The sequence below is a fragment of the Microbacterium sp. NPDC055312 genome, assembly GCF_053645675.1.
In genome coordinates this window covers 86338-101956 of record NZ_JBSHMU010000003.1, presented here as the reverse complement: position 1 = coordinate 101956, position 15619 = coordinate 86338, and the positions used below count along the sequence as shown (strand labels likewise).

Annotated in this window: 15 protein-coding genes; 2 read left to right on the top strand and 13 right to left on the bottom strand. The window is 70.8% G+C overall.

Going from position 1 to position 15619, the window contains the following annotated elements; genetic code table 11:
- Window positions 1-11: 11 nt before the first annotated feature.
- Both cls and ACWIDW_RS09080 read right to left on the bottom strand, forming a co-directional pair.
- Complete coding sequence (cls, locus tag ACWIDW_RS09085) at window positions 12-1466, bottom strand: cardiolipin synthase (protein WP_454124658.1); 1455 nt, start codon at window positions 1464-1466, stop codon at window positions 12-14.
- Between the two features lie 53 nt (window positions 1467-1519).
- Window positions 1520-1693, bottom strand: a complete 174-nt coding sequence (locus tag ACWIDW_RS09080; protein WP_452322401.1) for a hypothetical protein — start codon at window positions 1691-1693, stop codon at window positions 1520-1522.
- A gap of 163 nt (window positions 1694-1856) precedes the next feature.
- Here ACWIDW_RS09080 and ACWIDW_RS09075 point away from each other — a divergent pair, with 163 nt between their 5' ends.
- Complete coding sequence (locus tag ACWIDW_RS09075) at window positions 1857-2969, top strand: DUF4192 family protein (RefSeq protein ID WP_454124656.1); 1113 nt, start codon at window positions 1857-1859, stop codon at window positions 2967-2969.
- 11 nt (window positions 2970-2980) lie between these two features.
- On the opposite strand, the gene ACWIDW_RS09070 is transcribed toward ACWIDW_RS09075, so the two are convergent.
- Both ACWIDW_RS09070 and lysS read right to left on the bottom strand, forming a co-directional pair.
- Entirely contained in the window at window positions 2981-4168 is a 1188-nt protein-coding gene (locus ACWIDW_RS09070; RefSeq protein WP_454124655.1) for a MarP family serine protease, read from the bottom strand.
- Between the two features lie 13 nt (window positions 4169-4181).
- Window positions 4182-5705 (bottom strand): lysine--tRNA ligase, encoded by a 1524-nt coding sequence (lysS, locus tag ACWIDW_RS09065; protein WP_454124653.1) that lies wholly within the window; start codon window positions 5703-5705, stop codon window positions 4182-4184.
- Window positions 5706-5796: 91 nt separating this feature from the next.
- Here lysS and ACWIDW_RS09060 point away from each other — a divergent pair, with 91 nt between their 5' ends.
- Window positions 5797-7605: a DUF2207 domain-containing protein gene (locus ACWIDW_RS09060; protein ID WP_454124651.1), complete on the top strand. Its 1809-nt coding sequence runs from the start codon at window positions 5797-5799 to the stop codon at window positions 7603-7605.
- A 19-nt stretch (window positions 7606-7624) separates the two neighbouring features.
- Here the strand turns inward: ACWIDW_RS09060 and ACWIDW_RS09055 are convergent, their stop codons facing one another.
- Genes ACWIDW_RS09055 through ftsH form a run of 9 tightly spaced genes read right to left on the bottom strand, consistent with a single transcriptional unit; the run spans window position 7625 to window position 15482 of the window.
- On the bottom strand, window positions 7625-8326 hold the full coding sequence (locus tag ACWIDW_RS09055; protein ID WP_454124650.1) for a DUF2520 domain-containing protein: 702 nt from the start codon (window positions 8324-8326) through the stop codon (window positions 7625-7627).
- Window positions 8323-10110 (bottom strand): PH domain-containing protein, encoded by a 1788-nt coding sequence (locus ACWIDW_RS09050; protein ID WP_454124648.1) that lies wholly within the window; start codon window positions 10108-10110, stop codon window positions 8323-8325. Before ACWIDW_RS09050 ends, ACWIDW_RS09055 begins: the two co-directional genes overlap by 4 nt.
- Entirely contained in the window at window positions 10107-10685 is a 579-nt protein-coding gene (locus ACWIDW_RS09045; protein ID WP_454125300.1) for a PH domain-containing protein, read from the bottom strand. Before ACWIDW_RS09045 ends, ACWIDW_RS09050 begins: the two co-directional genes overlap by 4 nt.
- Window positions 10669-11133: a DUF3180 domain-containing protein gene (locus ACWIDW_RS09040; RefSeq protein WP_454124647.1), complete on the bottom strand. Its 465-nt coding sequence runs from the start codon at window positions 11131-11133 to the stop codon at window positions 10669-10671. Before ACWIDW_RS09040 ends, ACWIDW_RS09045 begins: the two co-directional genes overlap by 17 nt.
- Window positions 11130-11669, bottom strand: coding sequence for a 2-amino-4-hydroxy-6-hydroxymethyldihydropteridine diphosphokinase (gene folK / locus ACWIDW_RS09035; protein ID WP_454124645.1), 540 nt, complete (start codon window positions 11667-11669; stop codon window positions 11130-11132). Before folK ends, ACWIDW_RS09040 begins: the two co-directional genes overlap by 4 nt.
- Window positions 11669-12037, bottom strand: a complete 369-nt coding sequence (gene folB, locus ACWIDW_RS09030; RefSeq protein WP_454124643.1) for a dihydroneopterin aldolase — start codon at window positions 12035-12037, stop codon at window positions 11669-11671. The genes folK and folB overlap by 1 nt, the downstream gene beginning before the upstream one ends.
- 1 nt (window position 12038) lies before the next feature.
- On the bottom strand, window positions 12039-12833 hold the full coding sequence (folP, locus tag ACWIDW_RS09025) for a dihydropteroate synthase (protein ID WP_454124641.1): 795 nt from the start codon (window positions 12831-12833) through the stop codon (window positions 12039-12041).
- Window positions 12830-13474, bottom strand: coding sequence for a GTP cyclohydrolase I (gene folE / locus ACWIDW_RS09020; protein WP_454124640.1), 645 nt, complete (start codon window positions 13472-13474; stop codon window positions 12830-12832). The genes folP and folE overlap by 4 nt, the downstream gene beginning before the upstream one ends.
- 1 nt (window position 13475) lies before the next feature.
- Entirely contained in the window at window positions 13476-15482 is a 2007-nt protein-coding gene (ftsH, locus tag ACWIDW_RS09015) for an ATP-dependent zinc metalloprotease FtsH (RefSeq protein WP_454124639.1), read from the bottom strand.
- Window positions 15483-15619 lie beyond the last annotated feature (137 nt).

The window sequence follows — 15619 nt, the reverse complement described above, 5'->3', positions numbered from 1 at the left end:
CGAAGCGCGCCCTACTGCAGCGCGGAGGTGAGCCGGGCGAGGTTGTCGAGCACCGTCGAGCGCAGCGGCTGCTGCATCCACTCGTCCAGCGTCAGCTCGCGACTGAGTGAGCGGTAGTCGTCTTCGACGACCCGCATCTCGTCGACGAACTCCTCGCCGCGCACGAGCATCGACACCTCCATGTTCAGGCCGAACGAGCGCATGTCCATGTTGCTCGACCCGATCACCGCGACCTGATCGTCGATCGTGAGGCTCTTGGTGTGCAGAATGTACGGCTTCGGGTACATCCAGATGCGGATGCCGGCGCGCAGAAGCGCCTCGTAGTAGCTGCGCTGCGCGTGGTAGACCATCGCCTGGTCGCCCTGCTCGGAGACGAACAGCTCGACCTGCACGCCGCGGTCCACGGCCGAGGTGACGGCCGCGAGAAGCGCCTCATCGGGCACGAAGTAGGGGCTGACGATCATGATCCGCTCCTGCGCGGCGTACAGCAGGCCGAGGAACAGGCGCAGATTGTTCTCGACCTCGAAGCCCGGGCCCGACGGCACGATCTGGCAGTCCAGGTCGCCGTGGCTGGTCTCGATGCGCGTGATGTCGATGCCCTCGGGCACGGTGTCGGTCTCGGCGTAGTAGTCGCTGAGGAACACGGCGTTCAGGCTCGCGACGACCGGCCCCTCGACGCGCACCATGAGGTCCACCCAGTGCAGACCCAGACGGATGTTCTTGGGCAGGTTGTACGAGGAGTCGGTGATGTTCTGCGAACCGAGGAAGCCGACCGTGCCGTCGATGACGACGAGCTTGCGGTGGTTGCGCAGGTCGGGTCGCTGGATGCGGCCGCGCAACGGCTGCACGGGCAGCATCAGGTGCCAGTCGGCCCCCATCTTCTCGAGGCGCCGGACGGTCTCGCGGTACTTCGGCTTCCACCGGTTGGCCCAGTAGTCGAGCAGCACCCGCACCGGGATGCCGCGGGCCGCCGCCTCTTCCATGGCTCGGAAGAAGTTGTCGGTCGAGGAGTCCGCCTGCAGGATGTAGAACTCGACGTGCACGTAGTCCTCGGCGCTGCGGATCGCCTCGGCCATGGCGTCGAGCGAGGTCTGGTAGTCGCTGATCAGATGCGCCGAGTTGTCACCCGAGAGCGGCAGCGCGCCCATCGCCTGGTTCATCGTGACCAGCGGCGGGAACCACTCCGGCGGGTCCGGGCGCAGCGAGCCGAGACGCAGATTGCTGGCGGTGTCGGCGATGTACTGGTTGATCCGCTCCTGCTTGCGCCGGCGCACCCGGGGCAGCTTCGGGTTTCCGATCAGGAGGAAGAGGAGGATGCCGAGGACGGGGATGAAGAAGATCGCCAGCAGCCACGCCATCGCCGCGGTGGGGCGGCGATTGCGGGGCACGACGATCACCGCGAAGACGCGGACGCTGAGGTCGATGATGACGTAGCCGAGCACCGCCCACCAGGGCCAGCTGTTCACGTCGAGCACAGACCCTCCCCTGCCGATAGCCTCGGCTCAGCGTAGCCGGTGCCTCAGACGCGCGGCGGCAGGCCGCGAGCAGCGCGCTCTTCGGCCTCGATCTGGGCGTGCACCTTGCGCTCCGTGCGATCGAAACGCAGGATGCCGCGGAGCACGATCACGAAGACCACGCTCACGGCGACGGTCGGCAGAAGTGACCACGCCACGGCAACCCAGAAACTCTCCACGATCCCAATCGTACCGCCCGCGTCTGTGAACCGGCCGCCCGGGGCGCATGCGCGGGCATTCTTCCTCCACCCCGTGGCGTCTGCCGGCACCTGTGCACCGCAGCCGGGGAGAGCGCACCAGCCGCCGATCGCGTGGTACGTCGCGTCGAGCACACTCCCGTTCATGACCACGATCATCCACGCCACAGATCCCGCCGAGTTCCTCGGCCTCGTACCGGCGCTCGCCGGCTTCACCCCGCGCAACAGCATCGTCATGCTGCCCTTCCGCGGCACACGCACCCAGGGCGCGATGCGCATCGACCTGCCGACGGGCGACGTCGATCCCGACGACTTCGCCGACGTCGCGCTGCGCGCCCTGCTGCAGGTGCCCGACACCGACGCGGTCGCCGTGGTCGCCTACACCGACGACGGGGCGGCGCAGGTGCCCGACGGCCTGCTGCTGCCGCACCTCTCCGTCGCCGAGGCGATCGTCGACGTGTGCGCCCGTGCCGGGCTGCGGGTGGTCGAGGCGCTGTGCGTCACCCCGCACGGCTGGGGCGACTACCTCGACGACGTCCCGCAGATCCGCCCGCTCGCCGACATCCCCGCCGCTCCCGCCGTGCCGGGCGTCGGCGACGTGAGCGGCGATCAGCTCGCCGGCGCCGAGCTGCCGCGCAGTGATCTCGTCGAGCGCGAGAGCGTGGGTCGGGCCCTGCGCGACCTCGGCGACGCGATCGAGCACAGAACCCACGGCACAGACGGCGGCACCGGGAATCCCATCGCGATCGTGGCCGCCGAGGTGATGCTCGACGACCTGCCGCACTTCGTCGAGCATCTCCTCGACTCGCCGCTCGACGACGACCCGTTCACCTGCGCCGCGCTGCTGTGGTGCCTGAGCCGCCCGCCGCTGCGAGACGCGATTCTCGTGCAGTGGGCCACCGACCTCGACTTCGGGTATCGCGCGTTCGACGCCCAGCTCGCCTTCTCGAGCGATCGCACGACGGTGCCGGATGCCATCGGCGAGGTGTTCATGGGCCGCGGCCCGCGGCCGGATCTCGACCGGCTCGGATGCGCGCTGCAGGTGGTGCGCTCGGCCGCCGCGCGTGCACCGCGTCACGCGAAGGCCGGGGCGCTCACCGCCGCAGCGTGGCTGGCGTGGGCCATGGGCCGCTCGTCGCACGCGGGCGCGTACGTCGACGAAGCGCTGCGCCTCGAGCCCGGCCACAGCATGGCGTCGCTCATCTCGAGCATCCTCGCGGCGGCGATGCTGCCCGAGTGGGCGCTGCGCCGGCCGTGACCGCCTGTCGGTCAGCGGATGCAGGCGCCGACCGGCACAGGCGCCGAGGCGGTGCCGAGCTGGGTGAGCACGGGCAGCAGCTCCTCGTTCGTCATCGCGTAGCCGACGTTCGGCGTGGCGGCGTCCTTCGCGAACACCATCCCGGCGACCTGCCCTCCGGCGGTGAGCAGCGGGCCGCCGGAGTTGCCTGGTTCGACCTGCGCCCGCAGCGCGTAGACGCTGCGCGGAGCCGTGCTGTCGCCGTAGATGTCGCTCACGGGTGCGCTCGACGACGAGACCACTCCGGCGGCCGTCACGCGGAACGGGCCGCCGAACGGGTACCCCATGACGGCACCGCTCTGGCCTGGAGCCAGCGCCTCGGCCAGCCCGAGCGGCGGCGCCTGCACGTCGGCGGCGATCACGGCGATGTCGTCGATCGGGTCGAAGTACACCACGGTGGCGTCACGTGCCGGCTCGCCCGGCACCTCCACGATCGGGGCCTGCACACCGGCGAGGACGTGCGCGTTGGTCATGATCCGGTCTTCGGCGATCACGAACCCGGTTCCCGTCGAGATGACCCCGCAGCCGTCCGCCGCGCCCGAGACCTTCACGACAGAGCCGGCCGCGCGCTCGAGCTCGGGTGTGGCGAGCTCGATCGGCGTCGCCTCGGGAGCGGCATCCAGCTGCCCGGGCTGCAGCAGCCCTTCGAGAGTGGGAAGCACCGTCTCGCCGAACGCGAACGCGTTGAGCCGGGCGGCCGCCTCCGCGAGAGGCGACGGGATGTACCGCTCGACGGTGCGCAGCACGCTCGACGACGCGACGGTGGCGGACAGCACGGGAACACCCGCCGACGCGATCGCCGAGCCGACCATCGTGATCGCCAGGGCGGCGGCGGCCAGGCCGGTGAGCCCGCCGAGCAGCCGCTCCGCCAGCCGCAGCCGCAGACGGTCGGCGCCCCGGCGCACGACACGGCCGATCGCCGCCCCGATGCTCGCGCCCACGACGAGCAGCGCGACGGCCGTGAGCGCGAGCAGGGGCCCTCTCGGCCCGCTCTCGGGAACGGCGCGCGCCACGAGAGGCAGCACCCACGGTGCGGCGAGCGCTCCGAGCACCAGACCGCACACCGACCCGAGCACGGCGAACAGCCCCGCGCCGAGACCTGTCGCGACCGACGCGATCAGCAGCACGGCGATCAGCAGGTCGACGACGTTCGGCGTCATGCCCGGGCTCCGGTCACTTCACCAGCGGGAAGAGGATGGTCTCGCGGATGCCGAGGCCGGTGATGGACATCAGCAGGCGGTCGATGCCCATGCCCATGCCGCCGGACGGCGGCATGCCGTGCTCGAGCGCGCGCAGGAACTCCTCGTCGACGGGCATCGCCTCGACGTCACCGCGGGCGGCGAGCTTCGCCTGCTCGATGAAGCGCTCGCGCTGGATGACCGGGTCGACCAGCTCGGAGTATCCGGTGGCCAGTTCGAAACCGCGCACGTACAGGTCCCACTTCTCGACGACGCCTGGGATCGAGCGGTGCTCGCGCACGAGAGGCGAGGTGTCGACCGGGAAATCCATCACGAAGGTCGGGCGGGTGAGATCGATCTTCACGAAGTGCTCCCAGAGCTCTTCGATCAGCTTGCCGTGCGTGGGGTGCGGGGGGATGTCGACGCCGTGCGCCTCGGCGAACGCGATGAGACCCTCCACATCGTCCTGGGGGGTGAACTCGCGCCCCGCGGCGGCCGACAGCGAGCCGTACATCGAGATGCGATCCCACTCCCCACCGAGGTCGTACTCGGTGCCGTCGGCCCAGGTGACCGTCGTGGAGCCGGCGACCGCGATCGCCGCATTCTGGACGAGCTCCTGGGTGAGATCGGCGATGCCGTTGTAGTCGCTGTACGCCTGGTACGCCTCGAGCATCGCGAACTCGGGGCTGTGCGTCGAGTCGGCGCCCTCATTGCGGAAGTTGCGGTTGATCTCGTAGACCCGCTCGATGCCGCCGACGACCGCGCGCTTGAGGTACAGCTCGGGAGCGATGCGCAGGTACAGCTCGGTGTCGAACGCGTTCGAGTGGGTGATGAACGGGCGCGCCGAGGCTCCGCCGTGCTGCACCTGCAGCATCGGGGTCTCGACCTCGAGGAACCCGTGCGAGGTGAACGTCGCACGCAGGCTGGCGTTCACGGCCGCGCGGGCGCGCACGGTGGTGCGGGCCTGGTCGCGCACGATGAGGTCAAGGAAGCGGCTGCGCACGCGGCCCTCCTCACTGAGCTCCGAGTACGCGTTCGGCAGCGGCAGGATCGCCTTCGACGCGATCTGCCAGGCATCCGCCATGATCGACAGCTCACCGCGACGGCTCGAGATCACCTCGCCGCGCACGAAGACGTGGTCACCGAGGTCGACGAGCGCCTTCCAGTCGGCCAGCGACTCCTCACCCACGTTCGCCAGCGACACCATGGCCTGGATGCGCGAGCCGTCGCCGGCCTGCAGCGTCGCGAAGCAGAGCTTGCCCGTGTTGCGGCTGAACACCACACGACCGGCGACGCCGGCGACGACCCCGGTCGCGGTGTCGGCTTCGAGCTCGCCGTACTCGGCGCGCAGCGCCGGGATGCTGTGCGTCACCGGCACCGACACGGGGAACGCGCCGCCACCGGCATCCATCCGCTTCTCGATCAGCCGCTCGCGCTTCGCGAGGCGAACCGCCTTCTGTTCGAACACATCGTCTTCGAGCTCGGCGGATGCGGGGGTCGGCGCGGGCGCGTCAGTCATGGGTGTGGCTCCTTGGAAGTCCTCTCGAGTCTACCGGCGCACGCCCCGCTGCCCTGAGAGCTGCCGACGGCTCCCGGGGTAGCCTCTCGACATGCGTGCTCAGCGAATCCCCGCCCTGCTCGATGCCCGGAGAGCGCTCGTCGCGCTCGCGCTCGCCGTCGGGCTGCTCGCCGCGCTGCTGCCGGTCGCCCCGGCCACCGCCGATGCGGACGACTTCTCCTACTCGTCGTGGGACGCGCGCTACGACGTCTCGCTCGACGACGAGGGTCGCGCGGTCGCGCAGGTCACCGAGACGCTGGTGGCCGAGTTCCCGCAGCACGATCAGAACAAGGGCATCATCCGCGGGTATCCGCAGCGGTACGAGGGCGCCGGGCTGAGCCTGCACATCGTCTCGGTGACGGATGCCGACGGGCAGCCGGTTCCGTTCGAGACCGAGACCGAGGACGGCATGCTGCTCGTGCTGACCGGAACCGACGACTACGTGCACGGCTCGACCACCTACGTGATCGAGTACACGATGCGCGACTTCATGGTCATCGGCTCGGCCTCGGGCAACGACGAGTTCTACTGGGACCTGCTGCCGCTGCGCAGCACGCAGCCCATCGGGCGCTTCCGCGCCGACCTCGCCTTCTCCGGCGAGCTGGGTGCCGCTCTGACCGGCGATGTCGCGTGCTATCAGGGGTACTACGGCAGCGACGATCCCTGCACGCTTTCCGGGCCCCGCTCCGAAGACGGCGCGCAGGTGTTCACCGTCACCTCCGGCGAGCGCGCGGCCGGCGACGGCGTGACCGTGGCGATCGGGTTCACCGCGGGCACGACGACCCAGCCGCCGGCCCGTCGACCCGACGCCCTCGCCGACTTCGGCCCCGCCGTCGCGAGCGCGGGCGCGATCGTCCTCGCTGCCGGCGCGTGGGTTTCGCTCAGCCTGTTCGTGCGGCGCCGTCGCAAGGCGACGGGCATCATCGTCGCCCAGTTCGACGTCCCCGCCGACATGCCCCCACTGCTCGTCGCGCCGCTGATTCCCGGCGCCCCGAACCCGGTGCCCGCGCAGCTGGTGCACCTGGCCGTGGGCGGCGCGATCCGCCTGGAGGACGAGCCCGGCAGTGCGCGACCGGTGGTGCGCCGGGTCGATCGCGACGCCGCCGTGACGACCTTGGACCGCGCGATGATGGATGCGGTCGTCGGCGGTCAGCGCACCGTGCGCACGATCCCCCGCAAGAGCACGAAGTTCGCCACGCGCATGGAGAAGCTGGTGCGTCGCGGCGTAAACGCGGCCGCTTCGCGCGGCTGGACGACCAAGGAGCGAAGTCGCGGTGCCATGGCGTTCGGGTGGGCCGCGATCGCCGGGTTCGTCGCTGCGGGCGCGCTGTTCATCTGGGCGATCACGCGTGATCGCGACCTGCTGCCGCTGGGCGTCGTCGCCCTGTCGCTCGCGTTCATCGTCGTGCTGTTCTCGTCGATCGTCGCCTTCAGCAGGCACACCGTGCTCACCCCCTCGGGTGCAGAGCAGCACGAGTACCTGCTGGGTGTGAAGGAGTTCATCCGCGTCGCCGAGGCCGACCGGCTGCGCATGCTGCAGTCGGCCGAAGGCGCCGAGCGCCGCAGCGACGGCACTGTCGACGTCATCCACGTGTACGAGAAGCTGCTGCCCTACGCCATGCTGTTCGGCGAGGAGAAGAGCTGGAGCCGGGTGCTCGACACCGCGTACTCGAACGCCGGCGGCGGGCCGGGATGGATCGACACGGCCGCGGGCGTCTCGATCTCGTCGCGGTTGTCGGGCTACTCGAAGTCGGTGAAGGCCTCGGCGACCTACACGACGTCATCGAGCTCCTCCGGCGGATCGACCGGCGGCGGGTTCTCGGGCGGCGGCGGAAGCGGCGGGTTCTCCGGCGGACGCTGACCGGTCCCCCGGACGCCGGTCAGTACTCGGCGGGTGGGGCGAGCGGGTCGGATGCCGCGCGCAGCGCCTGCTCGACGGTCGAGCCGACCAGCGCCGAGAGGTAGCCGCCGGGGTTGTCGATTCCCACGCCCCGCAGCAGGCTCGTCGCCTGCTGCACGATCGAGCGGGAGAACTCGGATGCCGTGGCGATCGCCTCGGCGTAGGCCGGGCGATCCTCCTCGGTGATGACGACCGGCTCGCAGCCCATCTCCACCGCCAGGGCCTGCGCGATCGGCAGCACGGCCGCGGGTGCGGTCACGGCGGCGAAGGCGGCCTGAAGCTGGCGCAGGTCGATCGTGGTGCCGGTGAACGAGATGGCCGGATGCACGGCGAGCGGGATCGCCCCGCGCTCCGCAGCCGGGCGCAGCACGTCGGTGCCGTACGCGGGGTCGGTGTGCAGCACGAGCTGGCCCATCTGCCATCCGCCCAACTCGGCGAGCCCGCCGACCAGTCGGGGAAGCTCGTCGTGCGGCACGGCGACGATGACGAGCTCGCTGCGCCGGGTGACCTCCAGGCCGTCGAGCACGGGCACGCCGGGCAGGACGGCGGCCGCGCGGTCGTCATCCGAGCCGGAGGTGATGCCGGTGATCGCGTGGCCGGCGCCGGCGAGCGCGGCCCCGATGATCGGTCCGACCCGGCCTGCGCCGATGATGCCGATGCCCAGCCGTCCGTCTCGCGTCATCGCTGCCCCCATCCCGGCGGCTGCACCGCTTCGACGTCGGCGCGCACGGCCTCGTCGCCCGGCCGCACGGTCGCGCCGTCGGCACGCACGGCCGCGTCGCGCGGCTGCTCCGCTTCGACGACGGACGACGCCGGTCCCGCGTCGTGCTCGGCCCAGCGGTGCGTGCGGTCGGCGGATGCGGCGAGCGCGGCCGCCCGGCTGACGCCGTCGAGCAGCGCAATCGCGTCATCCCGCTCGAGACCCGACAGGGTGCCCGTGACGGGACCGGCGACCGAGTGGATCTGCCCGTGCGAGACACGCTGCAGCCGGTCGATCGGCCCCTGCGAGATCGACACGCTCTGCAGCCGCGCGAGGGGGAACACCGACAGCCGTCGCCACAGGAACCCGCGGCGCACCAGCACGGCGTGCTCGGAGAGGCGGTATCCGTGCCGCTTCCACGACAGGGGGCGCCGCCAGGCGGCCCGCGCCGGAATGGTGCGGTACGGGTCGTCGGCCGCCGGACCCATGACCCCGCTCTCCCACAGCTCGGAGACCTCGGTCGGTGTCATCCCGGGCAGCACGAGAGCGAGCACGCGTTCCACGTCGGCGCGGCGGCCGACCGGCAGCACGATGTTGAACTGCTGCGCGTTGCTGGTGGACTGCTGCGCGGCGCTCTTGCCGGTCATGCGGTTGATCTTCACCGTCCACCAGCCGAACGGTCGCCACAGCAGCGACTGCGACACCTCGACGGCGAAGATCCGTCCCGGCGGCAGGGTCTCGGTGATGGTCGTCAGCAGACCGAAGGTGATGCGCACGCCGTCGGGCGTCGACGCGATCGAGTAGCGCAGGGATTTCGAGATCTGGGCCCAGGTGATGCCGACCACGGCGATGATCAGCGGGATGCCCATGCCGAGGCTGAGCGCGACGACCGCGAGCGCGATGTCGGCGGGATTCTCGCCGTCGGCCGTCATGCCGAGGTACATGGCGATGATCGAGACGACGTAGATGGCGCCGAAGAAGAGCACCCACAGCACCGCCGAGACGAGCTGCGATCCGATCAGCCGCCCGGCGGGGATCTTCACGACGCTCTCGGGTGCGACGTCGGCGAGGTCGACGCCCTCGATCAGTCCCGAGACTCCCGCGTTCATCGACCCGATGAGCGCCTCGCGAGCGGTGGGGGCGGGCGTCGCTCCGGATGCCTGCAGGCGCGCGCTGCGGGCACCGGCCGCCAGCCGCAGGATGTCGGCGCGCACGGCCTCGGCGATCCCGGTCGACAGGTACTCGAGCGGCACGTTGGCGTCGTTGCCCGCGCCGACGACCTCGAGCTTCGCCAGGCCGATCAGTCGCGCGGGGAACGGACGGGTGAGGTTGACGCCCTGCACACGGTCGAGCGGGGCGCGCCGGTGCGACCGGAACAGCAGCCCTTTGCGCATCTCGACATGCTCGCCCGTGATGCGGAACTGCTGGAAGCGCCAGAGGAACCAGAAGACGGCGATGAGCAGCACCACCAGCCCGAGCACGGCGAGCAGTGCCAGCAGCACCAGGTTGTTCTCGAGCACCCAGTCGACGGGGTCACCCCCGCTGGTGCGGAAGCCCGAGTCGGGAGCGAAGAGCCGCACGACCCAGTCGATCAGCTTGTCGCGCATGTTGGTGATGATGATGCCCGCCACGACCAGCAGCGTGAGGCCGCCCTTGAACAGGGGCGTGAGCGGATGCATCCGGTGCCAGTCGCCGTCGGCGAGCGACGATGATCCGCCCTGCGGCAGAGCGCCGGGCGCGGCTGCGGGATGCTCGGGAGTGCTCACAGACCGGTCCGTCGAGTCTCGGCGACCTCGATGAGGGCGTCGCGCAGCGCCTCGGCCGCGGCCTGCGTGAGCCCGGGGATCTGCACGCCGGTGGCGGCAGCGGCGGTGACCATCTTCAGCTGCGAGAGCCCGAAGACACGGTCGAGCGGACCCTGCGTGATGTCGACGAGCTGCATGCGCCCGTAGGGCACGGCCACCATCCGCTGCCACAGGATGCCGCGGCGGAAGACGATGTCGTCGGAGCGCATCATGTAGCCCAGTGCCCTGGCCTGGCGGGGCAGGATGGCGAGCGTGACGAGGTCGATCGCAATGACGACACCGGCGGGGATCCAGACCCACGTCATGTCGAGCGCGAAGGCGGCGACCGCCGCGGCGATCGCGACGAGGACGATGATGATCGCGTTCTGCACGAACTGCGACGTCACGTAACGCGGTGAGATCTGATGCCACGTGCCGTCGAGCGCGAGGGCACCGCGGCCGCGCGGGGTGCGGATGCCCGAGTACGTGCCCTCGTCGAGCACGTCGGCCGCCGCGGGAGCGGGCGGCGTCAGGCTCGGTTCACGAGGCGGTGTCATCTGGCTGTCGCTCATCAGGATCCTTCGGCAGGGTGCAGAACTGTTCCGCGATGAGGGCCGCCCCGACCAGCAGCGCTGCGCAGATGATGAGGGCGATCATCGCCACCACCGACCCTACCGGCGCCGGCACCGGGCGGGTGGAGAGGAAGAGCAGCAGGCCGGCTCCGAAACCGAGCATGATCGCACCGAGCAGGCTCGACGCGCGTGCGAGCGTCGCGGCGCGCAGCGCGCGGAACGGATCGATCCGCCGGCCGCCGCGGGTGCTGCGTCGCACCGGCAGGGCCAGCAGCAGCACGGTGACCGCGATGAGCGCGAGCAGCACGGGCAGGAAGCCGGAGGGGGTGAAGGTGGCGCGACCGGTGACGGTGAGCATGTGGTCGAAGGCGAAGCCCGCGCCGGTCGCCAGCAGCGCGAGCACGAGCAGCGACGCTGCGGAGGTGCGCTTCATCGATCGTCCGATGTGCGCAGCCTGCGCACCAGCTCGTCGACGCGTCCTGCCCCGGGGAGCACGGCGTCGGGGTCGATGCTGAGCCACGGCTCGAGCACGAAGAGCCGCTCGGCCGCCCGCGGATGCGGCACCTGCAGATGCTCGGCGTCGCTGGTGAAGTCGCCGTACGCGATGAGGTCGAGGTCGAGCGTGCGGTCGCCCCAGCGCGCGCGTCGCACCCGGCCCTGCTCCTCCTCGACCGCATGCAGCATGCCGAGCAGCACCTGCGGTGCGAGACGGGTGGTCATCAGCGCGACGGCGTTGAGATACGCAGGTGCGTCGGGGTCGGGACCGTCGAGCTTCACCGCCACCGTCTCGATGGGGTCCGACATCACGAGCTCGTCGACCAGCGGCAGACGGCGCAGCCGCTCGGCCGCGGCGCGCAGCATCTCCCCCCGGTCACCTTCGTTGGAGCCGAGTGCGATCACCGCGACCTGCGGCTCGCGCCCTGGCCGCGGGTCGGGCAGGTCGGAGAGGTGGGTGAGACGTCGATCCATCATCGCCTCCCCCGCCGGAGAGTGACCGACACGTCGGCGAAGGCCTGCTCGATCGGCGCGTGCGGCTTGTGCACGGTGACCGTGACGTTCTGCACCCGCGGGTCGTCCAGCGTCGCATCGGCGATGCGCTGAGCGAGAGTCTCGATGAGGTTCACCGGTTCGCCCGCGACGATCCCCGCGATCCTGTCGGCCAGCTCGCCGTAGTGCACGGTGTCGGCCACGTCGTCCGACGCGGCGGCAGCCGCGAGCGACAGCTGCAGCGTGAGGTCGATCGTGAACTCCTGGCCCTGCCGGCGCTCGAAGTCGAACACGCCGTGATAGCCGAACACGGTCAGTCCGGTGAGGGTGATCTCGTCGAGCTCGCTCATGTCAGGCTCCATCCCACGCACTCGCCACGGCGAGGGCGTCGCGGGTCGCGCCCACGTCGTGCACCCGCACCGCCCACGCTCCCGCTCGGGCGGCGAGGGCGCTCGTCACCGCCGTCGCGAGGTCGCGGCGCGATTGGTCGGCCTCGCCGTCGAGGGTCTCGGCGAGGAAGCGCTTGCGCGACGTGCCGATCAGCACGCGGTGTCCGAGCCCGACGATCTCGTCCAGCCCGCGCAGCACGTCCCAGTTCTGCTCCCCCGACTTCGCGAAGCCGATGCCCGGGTCGAGGATGACGCGCGACGGGGCGATCCCGGCGACGGCCGCCGCGGTCACGCGCTCGCGCAGTTCGGATGCGACCTCGCGGGCGATCCGCACGTACTGCGCACGGGCGTACATGTCGGCCGACGGTCCGCGCCAGTGTCCGATGGCGATGTCGGCATCGAGATCGGCGACCGTCGCGAGCATCCGCTCGTCGGCGAGCCCGCCCGAGACGTCGTTCACGATGCGGGAACCTGCGCGCACGGCCGCGGCGGCGGTGTCGGCGTTGAGGGTGTCGATCGATGTCGGGATGCCGCCGGCGGTGAGCGCCTCGATCACCGGAAGCACGCGCCGCTGCTCCTCGACGCTGCCGATGCGCTCCGCACCGGGCCGGGTGGACTCGCCGCCCACGTCGATCATGGTCGCGCCGAGCGCCCGCATGGTGCGGGCGCGGGCGATGGCGATGTCGAGCTCGACGTACCGGCCGCCGTCGCTGAACGAATCGGGGGTGATGTTCAGGATGCCCCAGATGCCCGTCATCCGTGCTCCCCGCCGCCCCGGTTCCCTGAGCCCACACCCTGGGTCCCTGAGCCTGCCGAAGGGCCGCCGATCAGCGCGATGAGCTCGGCCCGCGCCGCCGGCTCGACGAACTCGCCACGCGCCGCGATGGTCACCGTGGTGGCGAGCGGCTGCCGGCCGCCGCGCATCGTCACGCAGCCGTGCGAGGCGTCGAGCACGACGAGCACGCCGCGGGTGTCGAGGCTGCCGGCGATGGCATCCGCCACCTGCTCGCCCAGCCGCTCCTGCACCTGCGGGCGGGTGGCGAGCGTCTCGACGACCTTCACCAGCGCGCCCAGTCCGACCACCTGCTCGCCCGGCAGGTACGCGATGTGCGCGACGCCGGCGAAGGGCAGCAGGTGGTGCTCGCAGACCGAGCGGAAGCGGATGTCGCGCAGCAGCACCGCACCGGAGGGCAGCGTGTCGGGCGCCGGCCCTCGCGCGACGCTGATGGTGCGCGCGAGGTGCGCCGCCGGATCCTCGCCGACGCCGGCGAAGAACTCGGAGTACAGCTCGGCCATGCGACTCGGGGTCTGCGTGAGCCCGGGACGGTCGGGGTCCTCGCCGATCGCCTCGAGCAGCTCGCGGGTGAGCCGCTCGATGCGCGCCCTGTCGACGCTCACGTCACGCCGTCGCCGGTCGGGCCTGCCCGCCGGTCGCGGGCGCGCTGGAGGTGCGGGCCGAGTCGGTCGGATGCACGCTCTGCGCGGCCACGCCCTCCTCGACGCGACGGGGCACCGCGATCGGGGGCAGGGTCGACACCGGGCGCTCCTCGCTCGAGAGCCACAGCGGGCGCTCGGGGAGCTTGCGCACCTCGGTGAAGATCTCGGCGATCTGGTTGTGGTCGAGGGTCTCCTCCTCGAGCAGCGCCAGGGCCAGGCGGTCGAGGATGTCGCGGTTCTCGCTGATCACCTGGTACGCCTCGTTGTGCGCCTGCTCGATCAGCGCGCGCACCTCGGCGTCGACGCGCTCGGCGATCGTCTCGGAGTACTCGCGTCCGCGGCCCATGTCACGACCGGCGAACGGCTCGCCGCCCTCGGAACCGAGCTTGACCGGGCCGAGCTGCGTGGTCATGCCGTACTCGATGACCATCTTGCGGGCGATGCTGGTCGCCTTCTCGATGTCGTTCGACGCGCCGGTGGTGGGGTCGTGGAACACGAGCTCCTCGGCGACACGGCCGCCCATGGCGTAGGTCAGCTGATCCTGCAGCTCGTTGCGGGTGACGGAGTACTTGTCGTCGAGCGGCATGACCATCGTGTAGCCGAGCGCCTTGCCGCGCGGCAGGATGGTGATCTTCGTGACGGGGTCGGTGTAGTTCATCGCCGCCGCGGCGAGGGCGTGGCCGCCCTCGTGATACGCGGTGATGAGCTTCTCCTTGTCCTTCATCACCCGGGTGCGCCGCTGCGGACCTGCGATCACGCGGTCGATCGCCTCGTCGAGCGCGCGGTTGTCGATCAGCTGCGCGTTCGAGCGAGCGGTCAGCAGGGCGGCCTCGTTGAGGACGTTCGCGAGGTCGGCACCCGTGAAGCCCGGGGTCTTCCGCGCGACGACCTCGAGGTCGACCGACTGCGCGAGCGGCTTGCCCTTGGCGTGCACCTCGAGGATCTGCTGGCGGCCCTTCATGTCGGGCGCGTCGACGCCGATCTGGCGGTCGAAGCGTCCGGGGCGCAGCAGGGCGGGGTCGAGGATGTCGGGGCGGTTCGTCGCCGCGATCACGATGACGTTCGCGTTCGGGTCGAAGCCGTCCATCTCGACGAGCATCTGGTTGAGCGTCTGCTCGCGCTCGTCGTTGCCGCCGCCCATGCCGGCGCCGCGGTGACGTCCGACGGCGTCGATCTCGTCGATGAAGATGATGGCGGGAGCGTTCTCCTTCGCCTGCGTGAACAGGTCGCGCACGCGGGAGGCTCCCACGCCGACGAACATCTCGACGAAGTCAGATCCGGAGATCGAGTAGAACGGCGCTCCGGCCTCACCCGCGACGGCGCGGGCCAGCAGCGTCTTGCCGGTACCGGGAGGGCCGTACAGCAGCACGCCCTTCGGGATGCGGGCGCCGATGGCCTGGAACTTGGCGGGATCCTGCAGGAACTCCTTGATCTCGTGCAGCTCCTCGATGGCCTCCTCCGCGCCGGCGACGTCGGCGAAGGTGACCGTCGGGGTCTCCTTGTTGACGAGCTTGGCCTTGGACTTGCCGAACTGCATGACCTTGCTGCCGCCGCCCTGCATCGACGAGAGCAGCCACCAGAACAGCAGACCCAGCAGCACGAGCGGCAGCAGGAGGGAGAGGAAGCCGTCGAACCATGTCGCGCGCGGCACGACGTCGGTCACGTCCTTCGCCTTGATGTCGGCGCTGTCGATGGCCTTCACGACCTGGTCGGCGCGCGCCTCGACGTAGTAGAACTGCACGTTCTTCGCGCCCTCGAACTCCTTCGAGAGCGTGAGGTCGACCCGCTGGTCACCGTCGGTGTTGACGACCTTCGTCACCGTGTCGCCCTCGAGCAGCTGGAGACCCTGCTGCACGGTCACCTGCGCGGGCGCCGAGAGGTTCGAGATCAGCAGGAAGCCGGCGAAGAGCAGCACGCCGATCAACGCGATGTAGATCAGCGGGTTGCGGGAGACCTTCTTGACGTCCATGATGCGTTCAGCGTACCGCTCGGCACTCAGGCGTCCGCTGAACGTTCACCACAGGCGTACCGCCCTGGCTCCCTGAGTCCCCCTGGGTCCCTGAGTCCCCCTGGGTCCCTGAGTCCCCCCTGGGTCCCTGAGTCCCC

Coding starts and splice junctions, on each gene's coding strand:
- ACWIDW_RS09075 (WP_454124656.1), top strand. CDS start 1,857: ATGACCACGATCATCCACGCCACAGATCCCGCCGAGTTCCTCGGCCTC.
- ACWIDW_RS09070 (WP_454124655.1), bottom strand. CDS start 4,168: ATGACGCCGAACGTCGTCGACCTGCTGATCGCCGTGCTGCTGATCGCG.
- lysS (WP_454124653.1), bottom strand. CDS start 5,705: ATGACTGACGCGCCCGCGCCGACCCCCGCATCCGCCGAGCTCGAAGAC.
- ACWIDW_RS09060 (WP_454124651.1), top strand. CDS start 5,797: ATGCGTGCTCAGCGAATCCCCGCCCTGCTCGATGCCCGGAGAGCGCTC.
- ACWIDW_RS09055 (WP_454124650.1), bottom strand. CDS start 8,326: ATGACGCGAGACGGACGGCTGGGCATCGGCATCATCGGCGCAGGCCGG.
- ACWIDW_RS09045 (WP_454125300.1), bottom strand. CDS start 10,685: ATGACACCGCCTCGTGAACCGAGCCTGACGCCGCCCGCTCCCGCGGCG.
- ACWIDW_RS09040 (WP_454124647.1), bottom strand. CDS start 11,133: ATGAAGCGCACCTCCGCAGCGTCGCTGCTCGTGCTCGCGCTGCTGGCG.
- folK (WP_454124645.1), bottom strand. CDS start 11,669: ATGGATCGACGTCTCACCCACCTCTCCGACCTGCCCGACCCGCGGCCA.
- folB (WP_454124643.1), bottom strand. CDS start 12,037: ATGAGCGAGCTCGACGAGATCACCCTCACCGGACTGACCGTGTTCGGC.
- folP (WP_454124641.1), bottom strand. CDS start 12,833: ATGACGGGCATCTGGGGCATCCTGAACATCACCCCCGATTCGTTCAGC.
- ftsH (WP_454124639.1), bottom strand. CDS start 15,482: ATGGACGTCAAGAAGGTCTCCCGCAACCCGCTGATCTACATCGCGTTG.